This is a genomic window from Luteimonas sp. Soil_C_16 (assembly GCF_057657295.1).
In genome coordinates this window covers 233,249-258,965 of the sequence record NZ_JBDGIS010000001.1, presented here as the reverse complement: position 1 = coordinate 258,965, position 25,717 = coordinate 233,249, and the positions used below count along the sequence as shown (strand labels likewise).

Sequence of the window (25,717 nt, the reverse complement as noted above, 5' to 3'; positions counted from 1 at the left end):
CCCCGCATGCGGGGCATTGCGCCCTTTACGGGTGGAAGGCCGGGATGGGGGCAAACGGTCCGGTCGCGGCGGAGCTGATTCGGGCCGTTGCATCGATCTCGTTTCGATCGGCTGCTGCGACGCGCGCGCCCTCACCCCAACCCCTCTCCCAAGGGGAGAGGGGCTAGAGGCAGCACGCTCGCATGATCGAGCCCTTCTCCCTCTGGGGTGAAGAAGCACGCTTGCGAGCCACTGGTTCGCGTGCTGATGAACGCCCTCGCGATATCGCGAGGGCAGGGGCGCGGAGCGGGGGTTGGGGTGAGGGCCGACGCCCGCAGTGATCCCACTCGAACGAAGGCGCATCCCCGCCTTAATCCCCAGCGAACATCTCTCCGACCCCGCTCCGACGTGGCGCTGTCGATCCTGCGCCGCGACAAGCCGGGACGGATTCCCGGCAGAGCCTGCCGATGCGCAACCCTTCCTCCACCGGTGCCGGTCGCCTGCTGCGTGCGACCGGGCATTCCTGGCGTGGCCTGGTCGACACCTGGCGCAGTGAAGCCGCGTTCCGCCAGGAACTGCTGCTCGGTGCCCCGCTGCTGGTCCTCGTGTTCGCGCTCGATCTCGCGCCGCTGTCGCGCGCATTGCTGCTCGCCACGCTCGGCCTCGTGCTCGTCGTCGAACTGCTCAACACCGCGATCGAGGCGGTCGTCGATCGCGTCGGCGCCGACTGGCACGCGCTGAGCGGCAAGGCCAAGGACGCGGGGTCGGCGGCGGTCACGGTGAGCCTTGTGGTGCACGCCGCGGTCTGGATCTGCGTGCTGTGAGCGCCGACGCCCTCACGCGGACGCCGGCGCTGCTCGGCGTGATCGCGGGCGCGGTGGCGCTCACCTGTCTGCTGGCGGCAACGGGCGGCGACGCCTGGTGGGCCGATCATCTCTACGCCTGGCAGGGCGGCACCTGGGCCGCGCGCGATGCCTGGTGGAGCGCGGAACTCCTGCACGTCGGCGGCCGCCGTTTCAGCATCGGCTGCTGGATGCTGACCGCCGTCGCGTGGGGCCTGGCCTGGCGCGGGCGCGTGCCGGCGGCGTGGCGTCGACCGCTGGGCTACGTGCTGTTGACGGTTCCGCTCGCGAGCGCGCTGGTGGCGGTGCTCAAGATGCATACCGGCATCGATTGCCCCTGGGATCTGCAGCGCTACGGCGGCACGCATCCCTGGCTGTCGCCCTTCGATCCGCGCCCTGCAGCGCTCGGCCCGGCGGCGTGTTTTCCCGCGGCGCATGCCGCGGCCGGTTATGCGTGGCTGGCGCTGTACTTCGCCTGCGCGGCGGCCGGTCCTTCGCTGCGGACGTGGCGACGTCTGGGCCTCGCGTTCGGACTCGCGCTGGGTCTGGTCTTCGGCGCCGTGCAGCAGCTGCGCGGCGCGCATTTCCTGTCGCACGACCTGTGGGCGCTGACGCTGTGCTGGCTGGTCGCGGCGCTGTCGGCGCGCGTCTGGCTGCCGGCGCAGCTGCGCGATGCCGCGGCCGCGCGCATCACATCGCACCGCACGCCGATCGCACACGGGGCATTGCGATGAGTGCGCGTCCCTGGCGCGGGCCGCTGGTCCAGGCGCAGCGCAGCGGCTGGCTCACGCGCCCGCAGGTCGCGTCCGAATCCCTGCTCGCGGGCACGTGCCTGTACTTCGTCGCGATCTGCAACGTCGGCTTCTGGCAGGCGGCCGTGCACGACGGCGCCTCACCCGGCCTGCTGGCCTCGCTGGGCGTGGCGATCTTCGCGTTGCACGCCTTCCTGTTCGGCCTGGTCGCGATCGGGCGTGCGCTGCGGCCGGTGCTGGCCACGCTGATCGTCGTCACCGCGTTCGCCACGTTCTACATGCGCCATTACGCGGTGCTGTTCGACGTGGAGATGATCCTCAACGTCCTGCACACCGATCCCGCCGAGAGCCGCGAATTGCTGTCCCCATGGCTGGTGCTGCACGTGCTGCTGCAGGCCGGACCACCGCTGTTCGTGCTGGCATGGGTGCGGGTGACACCACGCCCGTTGCGTCAGGCGATCGCCGCGCGCGCGGTGTTCCTCGGGGCGATGGCAGTGCTGGCGACGATCGCCGTGTTGCTGTCCTCGCAGGGGATGTTCGCGCTGATGCGCAGCGATCACGCACTGCGGTACCGCATCACGCCCGGCAATCTGGTGGTGTCCACGGTGCGCGCCCTGACCGAAGCACCCGAACCGCCGCCCGGACAACGGCTGACGATCGCCGCCGATGCCGCGCGCGTGTCGCGGCCGGCCGGCGAGAAGCCGCGACTGCTGGTGCTCGTCGTCGGCGAAACCGTGCGCGCGCAGAACTGGGGCCTCAACGGCTACGCGCGGCAGACCACGCCGCAGCTGGCGAAACGCGACGTGGTGAACTTCAGCGACGTGCAGTCCTGCGGCACCAGCACCGAAGTCTCGCTGCCGTGCATGTTCTCGCTGCAGGGCCGCGCGCATTACGACAAGGCCGCGATCCGTGCCCACGAGTCCCTGCTCGACGTCGTCGCGCGCAGCGGCGTGGACGTGCGCTGGCGCGACAACCAGTCCGGCTGCAAGGGCGTGTGCGACGGCACCGGCCTCGAGCACATGCAGGCCAGCGACGCCCCCGCGCTGTGCGAAGGCGACCGCTGCCTCGACGACATCCTGCTGACCCGGCTGCGCGAGCGCATCGACGCCACGCCCGGCGACCTGATGATCGTGCTGCACCAGCTCGGCAACCACGGACCGAACTATTTCGAGCGCTATCCGGCGGCGTACGAGACCTTCAAGCCCGCCTGCCACACCGCGGAGCTGAGCCGCTGCACGCCGGCGCAGATCGCCAACGCCTACGACAATGCGATCGGCTACACCGATGCCTTCCTCGCCCGCGCGCTGGATCTCGTGCAGCAGCAACAGGGCCACGATGCCGCGCTGCTGTACGTGTCCGACCACGGCGAATCGCTCGGCGAGTACGGCCTCTACCTGCACGGCGCGCCGTACGCGATCGCGCCCTCGCAGCAACTGCATGTGCCGATGATCGCGTGGGTGTCGTCAGGGCTCGCAGCTGACATGGATCTGGACATGCGCTGTCTGCGCGCACGGTCCGGCACGCCGCTGAGTCACGACAACCTGTTCCATTCGGTGCTGGGCGTGTTCGGCGTGCAGACGCGCGACTACGCGCCCGATCTGGATCTGTTCGCGCCGTGTCGTCACACCACCGCGTAGAGGCGAGCGTCGAGCCGGTCTGGTCCGCGCTTGCCCTCACCCAAACGCCCGCTCCGCGCCCCGGCCCTCGCGATATCGCGAGGGCGTTCATCAGCACGCGAGCCAGTGGCTCGCACGCGTGCTTCTTCACCCCAGTGGGAGGGGGCTTGAAGGCCGGAGCTCGCGATTGACCGAGCCCCTCTCCCCATGGGAGAGGGGTTGGGGTGAGGGCCAACGCTCGCACAAATCCAGCCGCAGCCATGCGCCAAGCCTTCCGTAGGATGGATCAAGCAAAGCGGACCCCATCGCCTCACCCGCGCCGCGAACACCCGGCAGCGCCACACACGTCAAGCGCGCAACCCACGCGCACGCCCCGCCCGCCACTTACGGCGCGACCAGTCCCCGCACCACGCCGGGCAGCAGTTCCAGCTCGTCCTTGAACACCAGACCGTCGCCCACCGGCAATTCCTCCCCCGGCGCACCGATCGCCGAACCCGTCAGAAACACCACCGGCACACCCGGCAGCATCGCGCGCGACAGGCCCATGGCCTCGGCGCCGGAGAAACCCGGCAGGTTCACGTCCGACAACACCATCTGCGGTTTGAACTCGCGCAGCAGATCGGTCAGGCCCGCCTCGCCATAAGCGCGGCGGACCTCCACCTCGATACCCGCGTCGCGCAGGGCCAGCTCGGTGAGCTCGGCATCGTCGCGCGAGTCGTCGACGATCAGCACCCGCAGCGGCGCGCTCACGACCGTCATTCTTCGTCGGGCGTTTCGTTGAGCACGGCCCAGAACTTGCCGAGCGTGCGCACGGCTTCGAAGAACTGGTCCACGTCCACCGGCTTGACCACGTAGGCGTTCACGCCGAGATCCCAGCTGCGCGCCAGATCGCTTTCCTCGCGCGAGGAGGACAGGATCACCACCGGCATGCGCTTGAGCGTCGGGTGCTCGCGCAGCTGCTTGAGCACTTCCAGGCCGTCCATGCGCGGCATCTTGATGTCGAGCAGCAGCACCGCCGGATCGCCTTCGGGGCGGTCGGCGAACTTGCCGCGACGCAGCAGATAGTCCAGCGTTTCCACGCCGTCTTCCACGTGCACGATGGGGTTGGCGAGGTGGGCGTCGCGCAGCGCGTCGATCGCCATCTCGGCGTCGTGCGGGCTGTCCTCGGCGAGAAGGATCGTGCGGATTTCACTCATGTCAGGCATGTCCAGAGGGTGTAGACGGACCCGCCTCGGCAACCGAAGCAGGCAGGGTGAAGTGGAACGTGGCGCCCTTGCCGGGCTCGGCTTCGGCCCAGATGCGGCCACCGTGACGGCCCAGCACGCGACGCACGCTGGCCAGGCCAACACCGGTGCCCGGGAATTCGGTCGCCGAATGCAGGCGCTGGAACACGCCGAACAGCTTGCCGGCGTACTGCATGTCGAAGCCGGCGCCATTGTCGCGCACGCTGAACTGGTAGCCGCCATCGGCGCCGCGGCGGCAGTCGACCTCGATCTGCGCCGGCTCGCTGCCGGTGCTGTACTTGACCGCGTTGCCCAGCAGGTTGAGCCACACCTGCCGCAGCATGTTCTCGTCGCCGACGATGATCGGCAGCGGCGTGATCGTCCATTCGATGCGGTGGCCGGGATGTTCGGAGGCCGCATTCGAATCGAGCATCGCGCGGGTGTCGGCCACCAGCGACTGCAGGTCCACGCTCTGCAGGCGCAGCGCGCTGCGGCCCAGGCGCGAATACACCAGCAGATCATCGATCAGCGCCGACATGCGCCGCGCCGAGCTGCCGATGACGCCCAGGTAATGCGTGGTCTTCTCGTCGACGTCGGTGCCCAAATGCCGGCCCAGCTTGTCGGCGAAGCCGGCGATGTGGCGCAGCGGCGCGCGCAGATCGTGGGAGACCGAATAGCTGAAGGCTTCCAGCTCGCGGTTGACGTCCGAGACCTGCTCCACCTTGCCTTCGAGCTGCTGGTTGAGCTCGCGGATCTGGCGTTCGCTGATCGTCTGCGCCGTCACGTCGGATGCGGTCACCAGCACCACCGCATCCTCGCGGTCGGGCAGCGGCATGCGCCGCGCGTTGAGCAGCATGGTGCGTTCGATGCCGTCGACCGTGCTCTGGTTGAGGCGGTGGTCCCACAGCTCGCGGTCGCGGGCCAGCACATCGTGCAGGCGGCGCAGCGTCTCGGCGTGATCCCACGCACCTTCGCCCACTTCCGCCAGCCGCTCGCCGCGGATTTCGTCGCCGATGCCGTACAACTCGGCGAACGCGGCGTTGTGCATCACCACGCGCTGGTCGCGGTCGATCAGCACGATCGGCTCGCGCACGCTGTCGAGCACCAGCGCCGAGCGGTTGCTGGCCCGCGCGGCCAGGCCCTCGGCCACGAGGCGTCCGCTCTGCTGGCGCACGGCGAAATAGGTGGCGCCCAGCAGCAGGCCCAGCTGCACCAGCATCGCCGTCCAGCTGGCGATGTCGGCATTGCGGTCCGCACGCGCGGCGCGGGCGGCGCGTTCGCCCAGCAGACGCTGTTCGTCGGCCACGATGTCCATGATCAACCGCTGGATCGGGTTGAGCACCACCATGTTGTCGATCTGGTCGTCGGTCGCCGATTCGGCCGCGCGGGTTACCTCGGCGATCCGCGCCAGGCGCTGTTCCAGGTTGCTGCGCAGCGCGCCGAGGCGGGCCTGCTGTTCCGGGTTGTCCCGGGTCAGCTGCAGCACTTCATCCACGTTCGGCAGGATGCGCGCGTTGGCCTCGTCGATGCGCTGGCGCAGCAGCGGGCTGTCGATGCCGCGCACGCGGGTCATCGCCGCCGCTTCCAGGCTGCGTGCGTCGGCGTTCACCGTCTGCATCAGCGATTCCACCTCGCGGGTGTGCAGCACCTTCTCCGTGGCGAAGTCCGCCTCGCTGATCGCCGACCGCATGATCAGGAACGGTCCCACCACGATGGCCGCGATCGCAATGCCCAGCGCGGGCAGGCGCCAGCGGCTCAGCAGGGAGGGGGCGGGGGCGGTGTGCGGCATCGGGGCGGGCGTCTCGCGCGGACGGAGCGGTCGCGCATGATGCCGCATCCACCCCTGAACACGGGATCATGGGGGTTGGCCCCGGCGCTGGCAACGCGGACCGTCCGCTGGCGTCCGGTGTCAGTCGCGTCCCCCTGTTAGAATTCAGGGTCCTAACGACCCCCATGAGACGCGGGCATGCGCGCCGCGCTGGAGCACAGAATGAACTGGCTGAACGACGTCCTGCAGAACGACCCCGATCCGACCGAAACCCGCGAATGGGTCGAGTCGCTCAAAGCGGTCATCGACGTCGGCGGCCCGGAACGCGCGCACCAGCTGCTCGAGAACATGGTCGAGCTGACGCGCCGCGCCGGTGCGCATCTGCCGTTCGCGCCGACCACCGAATACGTCAACACCATCCCCACGCATCTCGAGCCGAAGATGCCGGGCAATTCCGAGCTGGAATGGCGCATCCGCTCCATCATCCGCTGGAACGCGATGGCGATGGTCGTGCGCGCGAACCGCAAGCCGGGCGACCTCGGCGGCCACATCGCCAGCTTCGCCTCCAGCGCCACGCTGTACGACGTGGGCTTCAACCACTTCTTCCGCGCGCCGTCGGCCGATCACCCGGGCGACGTCATCGCCACGCAGGGCCACAGCTCGCCGGGCATCTACGCGCGCTCGTTCCTCGAAGGCCGCTTCACCGAGGCCCAGCTCGACCACTTCCGCATGGAAGTCGACGGCCAGGGCATCTCGTCCTATCCGCACCCCTGGCTGATGCCCGATTACTGGCAGGTGCCCACGGTCTCGATGGGCCTGGGCCCGATCGCCGCCATCTATCAGGCGCGCTACTGGAAGTACCTCGAAGCCCGCGGCCTGATGCCCAAGTCCGACCGCAAGGTGTGGTGCTTCATGGGCGACGGCGAGACGGACGAGCCGGAAAGCCTGGGCGCGATCTCGGTTGCGGGCCGCGAAGGCCTCGACAACCTGGTCTTCGTCATCAACTGCAACCTGCAGCGCCTCGACGGTCCGGTGCGCGGCAACGGCAAGATCATCCAGGAATTGGAAGGCGGCTTCCGCGGCGCCGGCTGGAACGTGGTCAAGACCATCTGGGGCAGCTACTGGGATCCGCTTCTTGCCAAGGACAAGGACGGCATGCTCAAGAAGCTGATGATGGAGACCGTCGACGGCGAGTACCAGAACTGCAAGGCGTTCGGCGGCGCGTACACGCGCGAGAACTTCTTCGGCAAGTACGACGAAACCGCGAACCTCGTCGCCAACCTCAGCGACGACGACATCTGGCGCCTCAACCGCGGCGGCCACGATCCGCACAAGGTCTTCGCCGCCTACCAGAACGCGATGGACACCAAGGGCCAGCCCACGGTCATCCTCGCCAAGACGGTCAAGGGCTATGGCCTCGGCAGCGCCGGTGAAGCGCTCAACCCGACCCACAACACCAAGAAGCTCGACGACGAAGCCGTGCGCACCTTCCGCGACCGCTTCAAGATTCCGGTCAGCGACGCGGCGCTCAAGGACGGCGAAATCCCGTTCTATCACCCGGGCAAGGATTCCGAGGAAGTGCAGTACATGCTCGAGCGCCGTCGGGCGCTGGGCGGCTTCCTGCCGCAGCGTCGCCGCAAGAGCACCGAAACGCTCAAGGCGCCGGAGCTCAAGGTGTTCGACCGCCTGATGCAGGACACCGGCGAGCGTTCCATCAGCACCACCATGGCGTTCGTGCAGTCGCTGTCCATCATCCTGCGCGACAAGCAGGTGGGCCCGCGCGTGGTGCCGATCGTCGCCGACGAAGCCCGCACCTTCGGCATGGAAGGCCTGTTCCGCCAACTGGGCATCTACGCCCCGCAGGGCCAGAAGTACAAGCCGGTCGACCGTGACCAGCTCTCGTACTACCGCGAAGACGCGGCCGGCCAGGTGCTGGAAGAAGGCATCACCGAGGCCGGCGCGTTCTCCAGCTGGATGGCGGCCGCGACCAGCTACAGCACCAACGACGTGCCGATGCTGCCGTTCTACATCTACTACTCGATGTTCGGCTTCCAGCGCATCGGCGACTCGGCCTGGCAGGCTGCCGACATGCGCGCCCGCGGCTTCCTGCTCGGCGCCACCGCCGGCCGCACCACGCTCAACGGCGAAGGCCTGCAGCACGAAGACGGCCACAGCCACCTGCTGGCCGGCGCCATCCCGAACTGCCGCGCCTACGACCCGACCTTCGCCGGCGAAGTGGCGGTGATCCTGCACTACGGCATGCAGCGCATGCTCGACCAGCAGGAAGACGAGTTCTTCTATCTCACCCTGATGAACGAGAACTACAGCCACCCGGCGCTGCCCGAAGGCGCGGCCGAGGGCGTCATCAAGGGCATGTACCTGCTCAAGGATGCCGGCAAGGCCAAGAAGGGCGAGCTGCGCGTGCAGCTGCTGGGCTCGGGCACCATCCTGCGCGAAGCCATCGCCGCCGCCGAGCTGCTGGACAAGGACTTCGGCGTCACTGCCGACATCTGGTCCTGCCCCAGCTTCACCGAGCTGCGTCGTGATGGCTGGGATGCCGAGCGCTGGAACCGCTTCAACCCCGAAGCCAAGACCCCGCGCAAGGCCTACGTCACCCAACTGCTCGAAGGCCGCCAGGGCCCGGTCATCGCCGCCACGGACTACGTCCGCGCGTTCGCTGACCAGATCCGCGCCTTCGTCCCGGCTACATACACCGTACTCGGCACCGACGGCTTCGGCCGCTCGGATACCCGCGCCAATTTGCGTCGTCACTTCGAAGTGGACCGTTACTACATCGCGCAGGCCGCCATCGAGGGGCTGATGAAGGACGGCAAGATGACCGGCAAGGATGTGGCCCGTGCGATCAAGCTGTACAAGATCGATCCGGAGAAGGCGAATCCGGTCGGGGTCTGATTCGAGCTTCTATGAAAGGGCGGCCACGTGGCCGCCCTTTTTTTGATCAGAAGCTACGCGTGCTATTTGGTTTCGTGACTTGTGAATGATCGAGTAAGGCAGCAGACTCAAAGTGGTTGCGTAGGACTCCAATAAATGAATGGTGAAGTTCAGCTGGGAGCGTTTGCAGAAACTCTTAAGCATCTCCGTGCCGCTGACTTCCTGAACGAGAATGGCCTTAGCACGCAACAGCACGATCCCAGGTCGGTGGTGTACGGCGTCTTGGATCGTGACGCTAGAAGACAGCAAGGTGTCTTTTTCTCCGGGGAAGACTGGGCGCTGAAGATGGCAGGCCTCGTCGAAGTGAGTCGTTGGAGCCGATTCATTGACCCCAGTGCTGGGATTGGCGATCTACTTCTTGCCTTGGCAAAAAAGTTACCCTTGATGGAGACCCCCCGTGAAACTCTGAGGAGCTGGTCTGAGATTCTGGTTGCAGTAGATCTTCGCTCCTCGTTTCTGGAAATCGCTTGGGCTCGGATCAAGGCGGTGGCATTGAGCAGGCACGCCGAGATGAATCCAGATCCAGCTGGATTTTCTGACTACGACAGTCCAGCTTCCCACCTGCCCGGGGCGTTTCAGGTATCAGACTTTCTGCTGCTGGATCTGGGCTTGCGGCGCGGCGATTGCGTGATCATGAATCCGCCATATCAGCGAGCGAAAGCCCCAAAGGGAAGTGCGGCAGGGGCCGGAATGCGCAGCGCCGCTGCGCTGCATATTGAACACGTCATTAGGAATGCACCAGAGGGCGTAGGTATTCTTGCTCTTGTTCCTGACGTGATAAGAAGCGGAAGCTCTTATCGCGCATTCCGTGACTGGCTGAATGAGAAGCTGGATATAAAGTCGCTCGCAGCGCAAGGGCACTTTGGAGAGAGTGCGGATGTGGATGTAACTATCCTCGCAGGAGTAACGAAAGAGAAAGCGGGAGCTTTCCTCCCAAGTAATGCGGGTATGGCCAACGCAATGACGACGTCGCTACAAGACATTGCCTCGGTTTCCGTCGGGCCTGTTGTTCCCCATCGCGCCACTGAAGATGGAATTTTCGCAGGATATGTCACGACTAAGAACGTTCCGGTTGACTCCGAGATTCTGAATCCTCCCGAATTCTCTAGGTTTAACGCTCGACTAGAAAAAGCTCCGTTTCTAGTAGTTCGTCGAACGTCGAGCCCAAGTGATCGTCGGCGCGCTAGGGCTAGCATTATTCGTGGAACCGATCAGTGGCTTGTGGAGAATCATCTCATAATAGTTCGGCCTAAAAAGCAGTCGCTAGAAGAGTGCAGGAGACTGCATAAATTGCTGTCTGACTCAAGAACAGACGCGTGGCTTAACGAGAGAATTCGCTGTCGCCACCTCACGGTTTCGTCGCTAAAAGGTATACCAGTTTGGGGGGAGTAATTTATGCGAGAGCAAGGAAAGGGGGAGGGGTCCGGCGGATTCCGATTTGCGCCGTCGATTCTTACAAGGCTGGGTGAGGAGCTAGTACCAAATCTGGATCAAGCGATATTAGAGCTCGTCCGAAATGCATATGACGCTGACGCTAGCGTGTGCGAAGTCGTTCTTGAGAACGTTTCGATGTCAGGCGGCAGCATCACCATCTCAGATGACGGCGTAGGAATGGGGCGCGCAGATGTAGTAGATGGCTGGCTCGTGCTCGGAGGCTCGCGCAAGCGCGGTGATCTTCCTACCCCTAAAAAAGGTAGACGAACAGTTGGCGACAAAGGTCTCGGTCGAATTGCTGCTCTTCGAGCAGGTAGCCATGTCGCGATGGTCACGATGAAGGAAGGTGACCAGTTTGCAACTGAGATCGAGATTGATTGGTCAAGATACGACGAAGCTAAAGTGGTTGAAGATGTAAATCTTGATATTAAGAGGACTCAAAAGGAGAGCCCGGGCACATCTATCATAATTTCGGGTTTGACAAAAGCAATAACTAAGGCTGAAGTCGATCGGTTAGGTCGAAGCATAGTGCTGCTAACAAGTCCCTTCGAAGAGGGAAGTGAGTTTAAAGTCGAACTTACCGCGAAAGAGTTCCCAGATCTTGAAAAAAGGGTGCGAAACTCTTATTTGGATGAGGCAGAATTCGTCCTTTCCGCAGATTTGAGTTCGGACGGTACAGCCAAGGCAGTCGTCAAAGACTGGAAAGGGCAGGAGCTTTACTCCGCCGACAGTGATGACTGGGGCGTCGTAGGAAAGCCGGAGTCCTCAAAGTTATACTTTGCTCCGCCTTCGAGATTCGAGCTGTACGTATATATATTAAGAAGAGAGAATTTCACCGGGCGTGGCGCGACGATCAGTGAAGTCAGATCTTGGCTAAACACCGTAGGCGGCGTCCATTTTTATCATAAGGATTTCCGAGTGGCTCCCTACGGGGATCCCGGTCACGACTGGCTGGACATGAATCTCTCCAGAGCTCGTAGCCCCGAAGAGCGTCCTTCGACCAATACAAGCGTGGGCCGAGTTATCGTTGCCGACCTCGAGGGAAGGCTGACGCAGAAGACTGACCGTGTCGGCTTTATCGAGTCGGACGAGTTTCAAGAGATTCGTAGATTTGCTAAGGACGCATTAGATTGGTTTGCTCGCCAGCGGCTTCGTTCTGCCGAAGCTAGGCGAGAAAGTGAGAAGCGGGCTGAGCAAGAGAGTTTCTCAGAACCTAAGAAGCAAATCGAAGACGTGATCCGAGAGGCTGTTCCAGAAGCGGATCAAAAGCGGGTCAAGCTCGCAATACAAATGCTGGAGAAACGCTTTGAAAGTACGCTTAAGGCGACAAGGGAGGATCTAGTTCTCTATCGTTCGTTGGCTACTGCTGGAACTACGGCGGCTGTTTTCGCGCATGAGATTGGGAAGCCAATCACCGCGATTGTTGGAAGCCAAAAATCTATTAGACGAAGATCGGAAAAGTTAAAACCTAAGCGAGACGTGGAAAAGCTGAAGTCTCCACTCGATATAATTTTGAGTTCGTCTGAGCGACTGATGCGGTTTGCGTCAATGCAAATTGAGTTCTTGAAAAGAGAGAAGCGCAGGCACGGCGCAGTGAATCTTAATGATGTAATTACTTCTATTCACGAGATATGGCAGCCCGTACTGGCTGATGCAAAGATTAAGCTTGAGCTAGAGCATCATGTTGAGGATGGAGCAGTCATATACGGCGCAGAGGCGCTGGTGGAGACGATTATAACAAACTGTATTACTAATTCAGTCAGTGCATTTGAGCAGGTTGGAGCTCGCCAAAGCGGAAGAAAAATCACGCTTAAAGCTATTGTCGAGGGGGCGACAGTTGCGATTGAAGTGCGTGACAACGGTCCGGGGATTTCTATGGATCTTAAGGATATATGGCTTCCCGGTAGAACAACGCGTAATGAAGGGACGGGCTTCGGTTTGACAATCGCCAGAGACTCTACGATCGATCTGGGCGGCGCCTACCGTGCAAGTACGTCTACTGACGGAGCAGTTTTCAGGTTTGTCTTTCCACTCGCATCAGGATGATTTGAGATGACGGCAAAAATAAAAAAAGTCGCCGTAGTCGACGATGGCGATGACACCGCCCAAACAATGATCAACGTGTTGGAGGACGGTGAATTCGACGCGTATCGACAGCAGCCATCTGCATCACTCGACTCGCTGGTCGAAGAAATACTTCAGAATTCAGACGCGGCCGTTTGCGATCATCGGCTCAGGTACGGCGGCTTTGGAGACTTGTCCGGCGCAGATTTGGCGGCAAGATTAACTAGGCGTAAGCACCCAACTATCTTGGTTACTCAGTACCTAGATCAAGAAGCAGACGTAGCAATTAGAAAGTTCAGGTCTGACTTGCCTGTGGTCTTGCGTAGAGGGCAAGCTGATGAGCCAGATGAGCTTAGGCACGCGTTTGCAGTATGCGTAGCAGAGATTGATAAGGGTCGCAGAAATGAACGCACCGCGCAGAGGACCTTGCTGCAGGTTCTGTCGATTAGCGCCGTGAACGGGGAAGAAGTTATAGATGCAATCGTTGATGGTTTCAGTTCTGACGACGCGGTTAGGTTTCCACTTCTACTGGTTTCCGAGGATCAAAGGCATAGAGTCAAAGAGGGGTGCTTGTTAGTTGCAGAGACGAACATCAGAGCATCAGAGAAAGTTGATTTGTATTTTGAGAACGTAGAGATCGCGGAGGCGCCTGATGCCGACGACGGTCTCGCCTGAGCTATTTATTCTCGATGTTGGCCACGGAAACTGCGCAATTCTTCGAACTGCCGAAGGAGCGGTAGTAATAGACGCGCCCAGTGATCCGGTAGTTGCGAAAATGCTTGACGAATTGGAGATCGAAAATATTACGAATCTAATTGTTTCGCATGCGGATAGTGATCACTTATCAGGAGCGATCTCGATTCTGATGGACGAAAGGCGGTCGGTTCAATCGGTGCATGTCAATCCGGATAAGCGAAATGCTGCAACTTGGTACCGATTTAGAGCTGCCGTAAGAGATGCAAGTCGGCGCGGCACCCGCGTCCACGCTGTCCTAAACAGTCAAGATCCGGGAACGATAGCGCTTCAGGACGTGGATGTCAGCGTGCTTCATCCGCTGAGCTGGGACTGTTTGGCGACCGTGGATGGAGTGGATTTGGACGGCGCGCAGCAAAACCCAAACTCTATGTCTGGCGTCGTGCTTGTTAAGTATCAAGGCGAGCCGGTCTGTCTTTTGGCAGGAGATGCCGAAAGGTCATCTCTTACCTCAATGCTAACCGAGGGTGCCGATCTAAGAGCAAGCGTTCTCGTTTTTCCTCACCATGGTGGACACAGCGGACGTGGTCGAGGTGCAGAGCAACGTAAGGCGAATCAAGACTTCGCGAAGTCCCTTACACAAGCGGTAGCTCCAGAGTACGTACTATTTTCTCTAGGTAGGGCTAAGCATAGAAATCCGCAAACAGAAATCGTCAACGGAATAAGGGGGGCGGCCGATCAAGTAGGTGCTGCAGCTCACATCGCTTGCACCCAGCTTTCTGTCAATTGCGCTGCGCATCTACCCGGTGTCTCCAGAGAAAATTTGGACAGAAGGTCATCCGGTGAGAAGAACAACTTCTGTTGTGCAGGGACGGTTGTAGTTCCTCTTGATCCTCATATTAGAGCTAGATTGATGGGGCGATTTAGAAGGAGCCATGAAAAATTCGTTTCCCAGCATGTGAAGGGCTCTCTATGCAAACGTGCGCTGGATCATGCGTAGACTCCGAGTTTCTGATCATTAGATTCCGAGGCTTGCGATTTAATTTTTCGGTTTATGTGAATTTGATTTTTAGGTAGCGCCGCGCTTGTTGTCTGGCTCGATGTCGACCACGCGCGCCATCGCGAAATGCGCCTGTCGACCTGTGGCACTGCTGGGCCCGGTCGCACGTCTAGGCTCGTAATAGATGATGCAGTCGCTCAGTGCGGCGCTGACCTGATTCAGATACGTCGAGGGGAAGTGGTAGCGAACTTCGATGTGATCGTCGTAAGCACTACTTTCCGAAGCCGTGAAAACGGCATTGCTCACGCCCTGCAGCTCCCGTGCTGTCCACTGCCAGGATAGCGTGACGTGTCCGCGCTAAAAACTTGCTGCCAATGCGTTCACTATTGGGGACGTCAGCGGTAGCTGACTTCAGTGCCGCGCGATTTTTCGTAAGCACAAGAATGAGGGCTGTTCCCGAGTAGTGGTGCCATGGTGTCGCTATGGCTTCGACAAGAAGCTCATCGCGCACGCCAGTTAGATAGGGACCTCAGCTAAGCCGGATCTCCCAATCGACACCCTGTGGCAGCACAAGGCGAACTTGCTCACCTTGCCGCAGCGCTTCTGCAGCCAATGCGTGGGCAGCGCAAACGGCCCCAAGTTGACCTTCAAATGCTTCGTGGTGACGGCCCGGCGCTTCAACCTCGAACCGCCCATCGCCTAGCCTTCTTACTTCGATTTCGATCATGACGCTCTCCTTACGGTCGTAAGGGGATGCTCAGATCTGCATGCGGTCGAGTCTGTAAGTGCTAGGAGTGGCAATTCGCAAGCGCAACGCCGATACGCTTGTAGGAAAACCTGCTGCCTTAAGAGCCGGCTACGCCAGCTTTCGCGGATCTTTGCTCCTTGGTGCCGGGCGCACTGCTACCCCACCCTGGAAACGGCCAACCTATGTGCTAACGCTTGCCTTTCGAACGTCCTTTGAAACTGGCGATCAGATGGGCAAGTTCGTCATCCTCCGCATAGAAGTAAGCTGTAGGAACTTTGAGCACTTTTGCGAGGCGCTGAAGGGTTTGAAGATCAGGTTGATGAACCCCAGTCTCGTAGCGATTCACTCTGGTGCTAGCGACAAACTCGTCCAGGCCTGCTTCGATGCCCAACGCGCGTTGAGAGATGCCATGAGCATCTCTAGCTTCTCGCAGTCTTCGGCTGTAAACGGGCAGAGCGCCTCGATCAGCCATGTTCGCCTACATCCGGTACTTCCATGCGTGGAAGCATCCGGATCCGCGTGACATGGCGATACTACGTTTAACGTAGTTGCTGCCTCATTTTGAGGTGGATCAACTCACTTCTTCTTAGGCTTTGTCTTGCCGGCCTTGCTGGTCTTCGCGGTCATGCTGTTCTTGCTGGTTTTTGCGGTCTTGCTGGTTTTTGCAGCCCTGCTCGCTTTTTTGGACTTGATCGCCTTGATTCGCCGCTGTCCTGGTTTGTCTCGACGTCCGAAGCTAGCGATCAAGCGCGCTAGTTCATCGTTGTCTGCATAGAAGTAGGCAAGCGGTAGATCCAAAGCTTCTGCGAAAAGCTGCTGCATCTGCAGCTTCGGCTGATGCTTTCCCGTTTCATAACGGCTAATCCTCGTGCTCACTCCAGACGCATCTAAGCCAATCGCCAGGCCTAGATCAGTCTGAGGTATGCCGCGGTCCTCACGTGCTTCACGAAGTCGACGCCCGTAGACGGCGGCGGGAGGTTTCTTTGCCATGTGTCCGTATCCGTTTCAGACACAACAAAGACTCTGCCGAGCCGCTTGACATCGATACTACGTAATACGTAGTGTCTTCATAGCTACGTTAAACGTAGTAGTTGGGGGTTTGCTCTTAGATAGCCGAGAAGAGAGCAGTACGCGTCTTCGCCCGCAGAGGCAGTACGCGAAGCCCTCTGAAACCTGTCCGGAAGCGAGAGGCGAAAGAGACCTATGGAAGGCACTGGAATGGGAAAGCACTTGACGGTAAGCGCAAACATCTCGTGTGCAGCTCTACTGCTCGCAGTCGGGCTAGGGGGCACAGCTACCGCTCAAGAGCTTGGGGAGTTGATCGTTGAGGAGAGTGACGGAGGAAGCAAGAGTAGGGCTCCCACTACGCCGGCACCGATCAGCGCCGCGCTGCCAGCAAGAAGCGATCAAGGAAACGATGCTACTGAGCTTGAAACGATCACCGTCACCGGCACCCGCATCCGCGGCGGCACCACGCCGTCGCCGGTGATCACCCTCGGCAGCGAACGCATCCGCGAAGAGGGCTTCGCCGATCTCGGCGAAGTGATCCGCAGCGTGCCGCAGAACTTCAGCGGTGGGCAGAACCCGGGCGTCGCGGTGGGCGCTACCGGGGGTGCAGGCGGACGGGCCAACCAGAACATCACCGGCGGTTCGTCGTTGAACCTCCGTGGCCTTGGGCCGGATGCCACGCTCACTTTGCTCAACGGAAGACGGCTGGCGTACGGAGGTTTCGTGCAGGCGGTCGACATCGGCGCCATTCCCGTCGAGGCGGTCGATCGCGTGGAGATCGTTCCCGATGGAGCGTCGGCCATCTACGGTTCCGATGCGGTTGGGGGCGTGGGTAACGTCATCCTCAAGCGCGACTACGAGGGCGTCACCGCGGGCCTGCGTCATGGTGGGGCCACCTCGGGCGGCCTGGACACGCGCGAATACGCAGTGACTGCGGGGGCTGTCTGGGACGACGGTGGCGTGATCGCCAGCTTCAAGGATGTGTCCACCGATCCGATTCACGCGCGTCAGCGCGACTACACCGCTCACATGCCCGAACCCAACACGCTGTATCCGGCCAGCGATCTGCGCAGTGGATTGGTCAGCCTGCATCACGAAGTGACGGATGCCGTAGAGCTTCGCCTCGATCTGCTGAGGAGCGAGAGGGCGCAGGACATCTATCAATGGAACACAGGGCTTCTGCCTTGGTACAACCGGATTGCATCCTCCACTACGACATCCTTGGTGTCCCCCGGCATCGAGGTCTCGCTTGCAGGTGACTGGCTGTTGTCGATCGGCGGCAGTTGGGGCAGGGACACCCATATCCAGCAACAGCGCCAGGTCACCGCGACATCGGGCGCTTCCACCACGGTGGTGCACGACTGCTACTGCAACGACATCCTGACCTACGAACTAGGCGCGGAAGGTCCGCTGTTTGAGTTGCCTGCAGGCCAGGCGCGGCTTGCGGTCGGCGCTGGTGAGCGGAAGAACGAGTACACGCAAAAGAACCTCATGACGGACGTCTTGACCGTCGAGGGCGATCAACGCAGCCGGTTCGCGTATGCGGAACTAAGCCTGCCGCTGGTTGGCCCCGCTTCGAACGTTCGGGGTGTCCGTCGGCTGGATCTGACGGCTGCGTTGCGCGGTGAGGACTACGACGCATTTGGCAGCGTCACCACACCGAAGCTCGGGTTGGTCTACGGACCGAACAGCGACCTCACCCTGCGTGCGTCGTGGGGCAGGTCGTTCAAGGCGCCGGCCTTGCTGGATCGCTACTACCGACGCGAGGGCGTGCTGCGGCCTGCAAGCTACTTCGGCGGTGCGGCGTATGGCCCCGAAGCCACGGTCCTGGCACTTGGAGGTGGCAATCCGAACCTTGGGCCCGAGCGTGCCACCACATGGTCCGCAACGCTCGCGCTGCACCCTGAGGCGTTGCCGGGCCTGGAGGCGGAGCTGTCCTGGTTCGACATCGACTACAGCGATCGTGTGATCCAGCCGATCACCAATCCACGCGGTGCGCTGGGCTTTCCCGGCTATGCGCAATTCATCGACTACGCGCCTACGATGCAGGCGAAAGAAGAGCTGCTTGCCACTGCGGACATCTTCTACAACCTGACGGGTGCGCCGTACGACCCCGATGACGTGGTGGCGGTCATCTATCAGCACTACGTCAATGTGGCACGACAGCGCATCAACGGTGTCGACCTGACCGCGTCGTATCGCTTCGACCTGGGGCCCGGCCGCTTGACCGTGCGAGGTGCAGGCAGCTGGCTGGATAGCACTCAGCAGATTAGTGCAGGGGCTGCGTCCTACGAGATCGCAGGCACGCTCTTTAACCCGGCCAAGCGCAACGGCCGCGTCGGTGCGGTCTGGACCCATGGCGGATTCCTCGCCTCGGCGTTTCTCAATTACACCTCTGGTGTCGAGAGCACCTCGAACGCCGGAAAGACCGCGTCGTTCACCACGATGGACACCTCGCTGCGCTACGCAACGGCTCGCAGTGCAGGTGCGCTGTCGGGTGTGGCGTTCGGGCTTTCCGTGCAGAACCTCACCAATCGGGAGCCGCCGCTGCACGTGGCCGCGACGCTCGACAGTCCGCCGTACGACTCCACGAACTACTCGGCGATCGGCCGGTTCGTGAGCGTTTCGGTGTCGAAGCACTGGTGAGGCGATGGCCGGGCGGGGTGGGGCCGCTGCGCGCGGCGCCGCCGCGTCGCGAATCGCACTGGAGGTCATCGTGTACAGAAGCATCGCCATGATGTGGCCGCGATCGGTTGTGCTGACTGGGCTGTTGGCTGTGTGCATCCATGTGCCGCAGGCAAAGCCTGCCACGCTGAGGCAGCTCGTGGAGGTAGTCGATATGGAAGTCGCCTCGATGTCGCCGGATGGCCGCCTCGTTGCATTCCGCACCGAACAGGCATCGATCGAGCGCAACGCCTACGACACGGTCTGGTATGTCCAGCCGTTGGATGGCGCATCGCCCCCGCGGCGGCTAGGGGAGGGCGGGGCGCCCTTGCGCGCGGGTGGGCTGGCCCTGCCTGCGAAAGCGGTGTGGTCGCCAGACGGACGCTGGATTTTCTATCGGGCTGCCTTGGACGGTCGGGTCGACGTCTGGAGGGCTGCGGCGGATGGTTCCCGCACGGAGGCGATCACGCATGATCCAGCGAACGTGCGCGACTTCACCCTGAGTGCTGATGGCTCGGTGCTCCTTTACAGCGTCGGAGCTTCACGCGAAGAGGTCGTGCGGGCAGAAGAGAGAGAGCGCGATCGCGGCATCCACATTGACCGAAGCGTTCCACTCGGCCAAAGCCTGTTCCGTGCGGCCCAATATGAGGGACGGCTGGCGACGCAGCGCTTGTACAACCGAGGCGGGCTGTACTACATGCCGCTGCTGTCGGATCGGGCCGATCTCTGGAAGACGATTGGACTGCCACCAAGAGAGAGCGCAGCCGTTGTCACCGACGAGCGCCCTATGCGTGGGCTGACCCCGTCGGATCTCAGCGCGGAGTTTGCTGGTGCGTGGAAGCTTGCCGAAGATGTCGAAGGCGGGCGTGTCGCCATGCTGACGCAGTCGGATCCGCACGATGGCCTCGGCGAGCGCCCTTGGGCCGAACTGGCAATGCTGCCTGCGCGCGACGCTCGAAAGGTAGTCCGATGTAATGCCGCGCCTTGCCGGGACAAGCGCATCACGGACATCGTGTGGCGGCCCGGGCGCGATGAAGTCGTCTTCACTGTGACGGATCGGGAGGCGGGCCATGGGCAATCGCTATTCCGCTGGAATGTGGTCAACGGTCAGGTGCGACCGGTCGCAGGACCGCAAGGTCAGCTCGGTGGCGGTGGCCGTTGGCTCACGGCACCTGGACCGTGTGCGGTATCGGAAGATGCGTTGGCTTGTGTTGCGGCGGACGCCCATCTGCCGCCGCGACTCGAAAGGGTCGACTTGGAATCCGGAAGCACGACGACGCTTTTTGATCCGAATCAAGCGCTGGCAACCGACCTAGCGGGTTCGACACGCGCAAGGCTGTTGAGCTGGGCGGATTCACGCGGAATGCAATACACCGGCCAGCTATTCCCCGCTATCACCGATGAAAAAGCGCCGCCGCCACTGTTCATCGTGTACTACGCATGCGCAGGCTTCTTGCGGGGCGGTGTGGGAGACGAGTGGCCGCTCGTGACGTTGGCCAGACATGGCATCTCGGCCTTGTGCATCAACGCGCCGCCTCACCAGATGGATGCCATCGAACGCTATGAAAATGGCCGACACGCTGTCGAAAGCATCGTGGAGCTGTTGGCGTCACGCGGCGAGGTGGACGCGGCGCGCGTCGGTATGGGCGGTCTCAGCATGGGCGCAGAGGTCAGCATGTGGACGGCGATGCATTCACGGGTGCTTGCCGCGGTCTCGGTGAGCAGCCCAGTGATGACGCCGGCCTTGTTCGATTGGTTCGGACTCTGGAGAGAGACGCACGTCTCGCGCATGCGTCGCAACTGGCAGCTGGGCACAATCGAGGAGACGCCTGATCGCTGGAGCGCAATCTCGCCAGCCTTCGAGCCTGATCGAGTGACTGCACCCGTGCTGATGCAGCTGCCGGAGGAAGAGTACGCCCTCGCACTGGGCTATCTCGTTGCGATGGTCAAGGCGCAGCAGGCAGACGCTTATGTGTTTCCGAACGAGTCACACGTGAAGTTCGAGCCGCGCCACAAGTTGGCCGTCTACGAGCGCAATCTCGATTGGTTCCGCTTCTGGCTTCAGGACTTCGAGGATGCCGACCCCGGCAAGTCGGCGCAATACGAACGGTGGCGCGGGATGCGTGACCAGCAGCTTTCACTGCAAAAACCTTAGGCGTCACGCTCTGAGTGGGAAGGCTGGCGCATCCAGTTCTCGAGGGTGCAGAGCTGTAACGCTCGAATGATGAACGCTCGCGAGTCTTCCTGCTCGCTGCGCGAGAGCCGTCGCAGCTCGTCGCGTGCCAGTAGATTGCGTGACTGCAGCTCGCCCTCGAGAAGAAAGTCGAAGATCGAGTTCCGATTCCGTCGAAACACTGCGCCCAGGTAGCCAGCAAAGGAGCCCTTGCTCTTTCTGGCGAGGATCGGGGGCGGGAGGACATCGGCAAACGCCCGCCTGGCAACCACGCGATTCTGGCCGCCGGTAAACCACATCCAGCTGGGAACGCGCAGGCAGGCTTCGATAACGGGTTGCGACAGCAGCGGCATCCGGAAACGGCGGTCGAGGTTGCGAGGGCAGCCGTCCTGATAGAAATGCGTTGCGCTGAGTTCGAAGACCCGCTGCGCATCGCCGACAAGCGGTACGAAAGGTGCAGACATCCAAGGATGGATCTCCGGTTCTGGTGCTTCCAAGTGCTTGGCAAGCAGCACACGGTCGATGTCGTATTGCCTCTGCTGCGGATGCAGGAGCTTCTGTACCGTGAGCCGGCCGGCCTTCCAGTAGGTGCACTGGTGAAACAGGGAGATGTCTCGGAGCGTCCGCATGCCCGTCGGGAAACCGGCGCTGCGGAATGCGTCTGCGGCAGGCGAGGCGTTGGTCAGGTAGCAGAAGGCGGTATCGCCACCGGCGCCTGAAAAAAAGCTGTTCGCACCGAGGCGTTTGGCAGTTCCGCGCATGATCACATCGATCGCATACTGCAGCGGCCCGATCACAGGGGTCGCGAGATGCGGCGCAAGCGGGCCGTCGAACCTGGCTTCGGCCTGCTGCAATTCCGTGGCGTGAAGTTCGACGCCCAGCATGTCCGCGATTAGACCGGCGTATTCGCGTTCGTCGGCGCCTCGGACGGCAGACCTCAGTGTTGCGCAAGCGACTTCGGCGGATGTGTCCTTGAGGCAGGCTCCGATGATTGAAGAATCCACGCCGCCGGACAGCTCAAGCAGCACGGATCTGTCCTGCTTAGCCCATGTGCTGATGACCATTCGCGTGCTGTCACGTACAGCAGAGATTGCATCCTGCCCATCGTGAAAGCGGGCATCCGAGCAGGCGAAATCCCATGGAGACCACTCTTGACTGACGTGTGTTACTCCGTCGCATACGCGCAGCGCACAACCGGGCAGAAGCTCGCAGACATCCTTTAGGCCGGTGCGACTCGTTTTCAGGTTGGGATAGGTCAATCGATGCACGATGTGTTCGGCGTCGAGCTCCCTGCGATACAGGCCGAGACGCGTTACGAGAGGGATGTCCGACGTGATAAATCCTTCGCCGCCATGTAATGAGTAGAGACATCGCAGGTCGCTACCTGGCGATGGGTTTCGCAGCAGACAGAACGTGCACCCGTCTGGATCGGGCAGTATCAGGATGTAGTCACCCCAGTAATCCTGGAGGACGCGACGCACGATCGTGGCCGCATCACTTGCGGGCTCGGCGACACGACTTCCGTCAAGAATTCGCACGCCGCTACGAGTGTAGAGATCGCCGATAACGATGCCACCGCCCGGCAGGTCAAGGGTCGGCGTGCCGCTGCCAGCGAAGACGCAGGCCGAACCGAAAGCTGATTTTCGCTGCATCCCCAACGCACTGAGATCGGGCAGTCCACGATCCGAAAAGTCTGCAGTGCCCATCGTGACCACGTAGCAGTAGGTCATCAGATCACCCGGATTGTTGAATAGGCTCGCGTGTTTCCGAGCGCGTCGTTGAGGATCAGGTTTCCGGCTTGCACCCAGCAGTGCGCGGAGAACGGGTTGTCCGCAACGCCAAAGACGATATGTGCGGCAAGGCGGCGTCGCGCCAAAAATTTAATCATCGAAAGCGAGTCAAGAAGGCAACACGTCTCAAGCGGTACGAACTTGCGTGCGCTCAGGAAGAGAAGTGCGGCGTCCGTGAGCTTCGAGTCGTCATTACGACGCGCAGGATCTGAACGCCGCGAACGATAGGAAGTGGCGGTGCCCAGAATCGTCTTGAGTGGGCGTGTCTTCAGCTGGAGCTGCATCCAGCTAACTATCAGAAGAGTCTCTACCACCGTCCCGGCATGCCGATGCGTGCCGGTGTCGACATGCTCCAAAGCGCTGTTCGTAGCGACGGCGACGTCTGCCTGCGGCCCTGTCGAGGCCACGGGTGCGTCAGTCAGGATTGCTCGATCGAGAAGACGTTTGATGTCTGCAGCCGGCGCATCCGCACCTTCTAGACATGCGTGGAGCGCCTGCTCCAGGTGGCTGGACAGGCGGAAATATCGATCTTCCCTCGTGTCTAGAAAGATGGACCGTCCATCAATGCGACAGAACGAAAGATCGTCTTGCAAGCGGTAGCTTTGTGAATTCACTTCTTTGCTCCCTGCAAGCTGAAAGAGGCGCACCTTGCGGCGCGCCTCCTTGGCCTCAACTACTCGGTGATACCGTGACCGAGGGTCTGGCCCACGCCTTCAAACTCTATCGGCGGCGCACCCTTGGTCTCGATGCTCGCAACGCCGAGTTCGATCACGTCGTCCCGCGCGTCGGCGGGGATGTTGTCGTTGGTCTTCATTGCAGTCTCCTACGGTTGTGTCATGGGGAAATCCCATGACGCACGCAGCGTAGGAACCGCAGTTTTGTGTTTTCAAATAGTTCTTGTTTGATCAATCGATAATCAAACGCAGACTGTGATGCGTGTCTTGCAGTCGCCGAATTCAGGTGTATGGCGGGACGGTGCTCGCCTGGCCGTATGCGCGCTCGCTCGCGCGAACTGCCCTGTCGGTAACGTTGCTGCCAGGCAGTGCGAGGCGTCCCTCAGTTGAAGCGTTTGCTGCTCTCGCTAAGGACTGCAACGATGCGCGCCACCAGGCGCTTACGCCGCTCGTGATACTCGCGTAAGCCGCATTTGAGTGCTGCCATGTCGCGCTGCAGCCAGTGCTCGCGTAACGTCGCCAGCTCCTCGTCGGTGCTTTCGAACATGCCGTGCTTGGCGCGCCTGATAGGTGCGAGCTGGTCGTTCGTCCGTTTCACCACGCTGTGCAACGCGCTTTGGCCGGTTGCATGGGCAATCGCGTCGAACAGTTGCCATGTCATCTTGACCGTGTCCCCGTTGACGGACATTGGGGGCCGCTCCTGACGTCGCCACACGGGTGGTGCAACGCCAATGTCGCAGGCCATCAACAGCAGGCGTTGCATCAGGTCGTAGAGATCTCGCATGGCCACTTCATTGAGCAGCGGCACGTGCAGCCCGCCGCGCGCATGGTCTTCCAGCAGGCCTTCACCCACGAGCCGATACAGGGCCAACCGAACAGGGGTCGTGCTGATCCTGAACTCCTTGGCCAGCGTGCCTGGATCAACGCGCTCACCAGGCAGGTATCGGCCCGACTGCAGTGCTCGCCTGATCTGCTGGTGCAGGAACGCGCTCTTGGAATAGCTCTCGTGCATAGCGGACTCCATGTCTGCTCTGCCTTCTTGCGCATTCAACGTAAATCGCAAGAAGCGATGAAGGTCATCGGACTGGATGCATTGGGAAGTAGGACAGCGACTTGATTCTGCCGCGACTCGCCAAAGATTGCACAGTCTGCGGAGGCGGGCGAAGTCCCCGTTGCTGTCTCCATTGCACCTCGCCAGCACACGCGCCAGTGCATTCCAGGCTGTGACTACCCACGCGTCGAGGGTCACAGCTTCGCGTCCGGGTGCTGTATTCATATTTTGGTATCGTTGAGCCGCACCAGAAGATCTGTGAGGCCCCACGTGTGAAGAACGCAGATGCTGTTCGAACAAGGGTTGCGGTAGTGGAAGACGACGATGAGTTGCGGGAGCAAGTACTGCTTCCTCTCTTGTACCGCGAAGGATTCGAGGCGGTCGGCCTGGAAAGCGCCCTGTCTCTCTACCGGGACATGGTCGCGACGTCGTTTGATTTGATCCTGCTGGATGTCGGCTTGCCGGACGACGATGGCTTCGCAATTGCACAGCATCTCCGTCAAGCGTCGTCGAAGATCGGGCTGATCATGTTGACCGGCTATGCATCCACGGCCAATCGTCTCCGGGGGCTTGAAGCTGGCGTCGATGCCTACTTGACCAAGCCGATCGACCCCGCCGAACTGGTTGCCACCTTGCGAAATTTAGAGCGCCGTCTTGAATCTGGCGGGACGTCTGCCCGGATCGGCTGGGAGCTCGACGAGCTCGGCTGGAACATCCTGCTGCCTGACGGTCGTTCAATTGAACTGAGCCTGCCGGAGCGGCGCCTCATGGCACAGCTCGTCGCGACGCCTAAGGAGCCGGTGACACGTGAGGCGCTGATGGGTGCGCTCGCCGAAGATTCCGGCGATTTCGATCCGCATCGGCTTGAAATGCTGATCCATCGGCTACGCAAGAAATGCCTGCAAGCGACAGGTCAGGAGCTGCCTGTTCGCACTGTCCGCGGTGTCGGTTACGTGCTGGCCTGGTAACGAAGTAGTGGGCCAATAGCCTTCGGCACTCGTTCTCGACGCTGCGGCGGCGCTTGGATGCACGCCGGATCGTGCTGCTTTTGAACGCCGCGATTGGGAAGCTTCCCCGTTGCAAGGTTTGGTGAGGAAGGGTGCGTGCCTCACCGCATTGTCTGCTGTCTAATTCCGCCCGTTGTTAGGGGTGCGCCGCGCTGTCGGCGCCTTATTTGTCTTCGCAGACGCTGCTTCAGGTGAGAGGTCTCTGACCCCTTGCCTGGAACGGTGCATGCGCGTGCTGCGTGGGCGATCGAGCAGCGCCGGGGACGACGGGAACGAGGA

At 61.5% G+C, this 25,717-nt stretch carries 22 protein-coding genes; 11 read left to right on the top strand and 11 right to left on the bottom strand.

Annotated elements, in window-relative coordinates:
- Positions 1–446 precede the first annotated feature (446 nt).
- The 3 genes from AC3A5T_RS01165 to AC3A5T_RS01155 are packed head-to-tail and all read left to right on the top strand — an operon-like array spanning position 447 to position 3,210.
- Positions 447–803 carry a diacylglycerol kinase gene (locus AC3A5T_RS01165; protein ID WP_487626986.1) on the top strand — a complete coding sequence of 119 codons (357 nt, stop codon included), beginning with the start codon at positions 447–449 and terminating at the stop codon, positions 801–803.
- Positions 800–1,555 carry a phosphatase PAP2 family protein gene (locus AC3A5T_RS01160; RefSeq protein WP_487626985.1) on the top strand — a complete coding sequence of 252 codons (756 nt, stop codon included), beginning with the start codon at positions 800–802 and terminating at the stop codon, positions 1,553–1,555. Before AC3A5T_RS01165 ends, AC3A5T_RS01160 begins: the two co-directional genes overlap by 4 nt.
- The gene (locus AC3A5T_RS01155; RefSeq protein WP_487626984.1) at positions 1,552–3,210 is read left to right on the top strand and encodes a phosphoethanolamine transferase; all 1,659 of its coding nucleotides are present in this window, start codon (positions 1,552–1,554) and stop codon (positions 3,208–3,210) included. The genes AC3A5T_RS01160 and AC3A5T_RS01155 overlap by 4 nt, the downstream gene beginning before the upstream one ends.
- Before the next feature lie 363 nt (positions 3,211–3,573).
- Here AC3A5T_RS01155 and AC3A5T_RS01150 read toward each other — a convergent pair whose 3' ends face one another.
- The 3 genes from AC3A5T_RS01150 to AC3A5T_RS01140 are packed head-to-tail and all read right to left on the bottom strand — an operon-like array spanning position 3,574 to position 6,201.
- The gene (locus AC3A5T_RS01150) at positions 3,574–3,939 is read right to left on the bottom strand and encodes a response regulator (RefSeq protein WP_487626983.1); all 366 of its coding nucleotides are present in this window, start codon (positions 3,937–3,939) and stop codon (positions 3,574–3,576) included.
- Positions 3,940–3,944: 5 nt separating this feature from the next.
- Positions 3,945–4,385, bottom strand: a complete 441-nt coding sequence (locus tag AC3A5T_RS01145; RefSeq protein WP_332079108.1) for a response regulator — start codon at positions 4,383–4,385, stop codon at positions 3,945–3,947.
- A gap of 1 nt (position 4,386) precedes the next feature.
- Positions 4,387–6,201, bottom strand: coding sequence for a sensor histidine kinase (locus tag AC3A5T_RS01140; protein ID WP_487626982.1), 1,815 nt, complete (start codon positions 6,199–6,201; stop codon positions 4,387–4,389).
- Between the two features lie 201 nt (positions 6,202–6,402).
- Here AC3A5T_RS01140 and aceE point away from each other — a divergent pair, with 201 nt between their 5' ends.
- From aceE to AC3A5T_RS01115, 5 genes are all read left to right on the top strand, one after another.
- Positions 6,403–9,093, top strand: a complete 2,691-nt coding sequence (gene aceE / locus AC3A5T_RS01135; protein ID WP_487626981.1) for a pyruvate dehydrogenase (acetyl-transferring), homodimeric type — start codon at positions 6,403–6,405, stop codon at positions 9,091–9,093.
- A 135-nt stretch (positions 9,094–9,228) separates the two neighbouring features.
- Entirely contained in the window at positions 9,229–10,524 is a 1,296-nt protein-coding gene (locus AC3A5T_RS01130) for a hypothetical protein (RefSeq protein ID WP_487626980.1), read from the top strand.
- 3 nt (positions 10,525–10,527) lie between these two features.
- Positions 10,528–12,612: a sensor histidine kinase gene (locus tag AC3A5T_RS01125; RefSeq protein WP_487626979.1), complete on the top strand. Its 2,085-nt coding sequence runs from the start codon at positions 10,528–10,530 to the stop codon at positions 12,610–12,612.
- Between the two features lie 6 nt (positions 12,613–12,618).
- Entirely contained in the window at positions 12,619–13,305 is a 687-nt protein-coding gene (locus tag AC3A5T_RS01120) for a hypothetical protein (RefSeq protein WP_487626978.1), read from the top strand.
- A complete protein-coding gene (locus tag AC3A5T_RS01115; RefSeq protein WP_487626977.1) occupies positions 13,283–14,323 on the top strand; it encodes a ComEC/Rec2 family competence protein in 1,041 nt (346 codons plus the stop codon). Before AC3A5T_RS01120 ends, AC3A5T_RS01115 begins: the two co-directional genes overlap by 23 nt.
- Positions 14,324–14,392: 69 nt before the next feature.
- On the opposite strand, the gene AC3A5T_RS01110 is transcribed toward AC3A5T_RS01115, so the two are convergent.
- The 4 genes from AC3A5T_RS01110 to AC3A5T_RS01095 all read right to left on the bottom strand — a co-directional run bounded on the left by AC3A5T_RS01110 (position 14,393) and on the right by AC3A5T_RS01095 (position 16,061).
- A complete protein-coding gene (locus AC3A5T_RS01110) occupies positions 14,393–14,629 on the bottom strand; it encodes a hypothetical protein (protein WP_487626976.1) in 237 nt (78 codons plus the stop codon).
- 223 nt (positions 14,630–14,852) lie between these two features.
- Positions 14,853–15,050 (bottom strand): hypothetical protein, encoded by a 198-nt coding sequence (locus tag AC3A5T_RS01105; protein ID WP_487626975.1) that lies wholly within the window; start codon positions 15,048–15,050, stop codon positions 14,853–14,855.
- A gap of 208 nt (positions 15,051–15,258) precedes the next feature.
- On the bottom strand, positions 15,259–15,543 hold the full coding sequence (locus AC3A5T_RS01100; protein WP_487626974.1) for a helix-turn-helix domain-containing protein: 285 nt from the start codon (positions 15,541–15,543) through the stop codon (positions 15,259–15,261).
- Between the two features lie 104 nt (positions 15,544–15,647).
- Positions 15,648–16,061, bottom strand: a complete 414-nt coding sequence (locus tag AC3A5T_RS01095) for a helix-turn-helix domain-containing protein (protein ID WP_487626973.1) — start codon at positions 16,059–16,061, stop codon at positions 15,648–15,650.
- 327 nt (positions 16,062–16,388) lie between these two features.
- Here AC3A5T_RS01095 and AC3A5T_RS01090 point away from each other — a divergent pair, with 327 nt between their 5' ends.
- Both AC3A5T_RS01090 and AC3A5T_RS01085 read left to right on the top strand, forming a co-directional pair.
- On the top strand, positions 16,389–18,725 hold the full coding sequence (locus AC3A5T_RS01090; RefSeq protein WP_487626972.1) for a TonB-dependent receptor plug domain-containing protein: 2,337 nt from the start codon (positions 16,389–16,391) through the stop codon (positions 18,723–18,725).
- 70 nt (positions 18,726–18,795) lie between these two features.
- Positions 18,796–20,898 carry an Atxe2 family lasso peptide isopeptidase gene (locus AC3A5T_RS01085; RefSeq protein ID WP_487626971.1) on the top strand — a complete coding sequence of 701 codons (2,103 nt, stop codon included), beginning with the start codon at positions 18,796–18,798 and terminating at the stop codon, positions 20,896–20,898.
- Here AC3A5T_RS01085 and AC3A5T_RS01080 read toward each other — a convergent pair.
- The 4 genes from AC3A5T_RS01080 to AC3A5T_RS01065 form a co-directional block, all read right to left on the bottom strand.
- The gene (locus AC3A5T_RS01080) at positions 20,895–22,646 is read right to left on the bottom strand and encodes an asparagine synthase-related protein (protein ID WP_487626970.1); all 1,752 of its coding nucleotides are present in this window, start codon (positions 22,644–22,646) and stop codon (positions 20,895–20,897) included. The two genes, AC3A5T_RS01085 and AC3A5T_RS01080, sit on opposite strands and share 4 nt — an antisense overlap.
- The gene (locus tag AC3A5T_RS01075; RefSeq protein WP_487626969.1) at positions 22,646–23,353 is read right to left on the bottom strand and encodes a lasso peptide biosynthesis B2 protein; all 708 of its coding nucleotides are present in this window, start codon (positions 23,351–23,353) and stop codon (positions 22,646–22,648) included. Before AC3A5T_RS01075 ends, AC3A5T_RS01080 begins: the two co-directional genes overlap by 1 nt.
- Before the next feature lie 26 nt (positions 23,354–23,379).
- Positions 23,380–23,520 carry a hypothetical protein gene (locus AC3A5T_RS01070; RefSeq protein ID WP_487626968.1) on the bottom strand — a complete coding sequence of 47 codons (141 nt, stop codon included), beginning with the start codon at positions 23,518–23,520 and terminating at the stop codon, positions 23,380–23,382.
- 242 nt (positions 23,521–23,762) lie between these two features.
- Positions 23,763–24,392, bottom strand: coding sequence for a GntR family transcriptional regulator (locus tag AC3A5T_RS01065; RefSeq protein ID WP_487626967.1), 630 nt, complete (start codon positions 24,390–24,392; stop codon positions 23,763–23,765).
- A gap of 350 nt (positions 24,393–24,742) precedes the next feature.
- Between AC3A5T_RS01065 and AC3A5T_RS01060 the strand changes: the two genes are divergently transcribed.
- A complete protein-coding gene (locus AC3A5T_RS01060) occupies positions 24,743–25,399 on the top strand; it encodes a response regulator transcription factor (protein WP_487626966.1) in 657 nt (218 codons plus the stop codon).
- Positions 25,400–25,717: the final 318 nt, after the last annotated feature.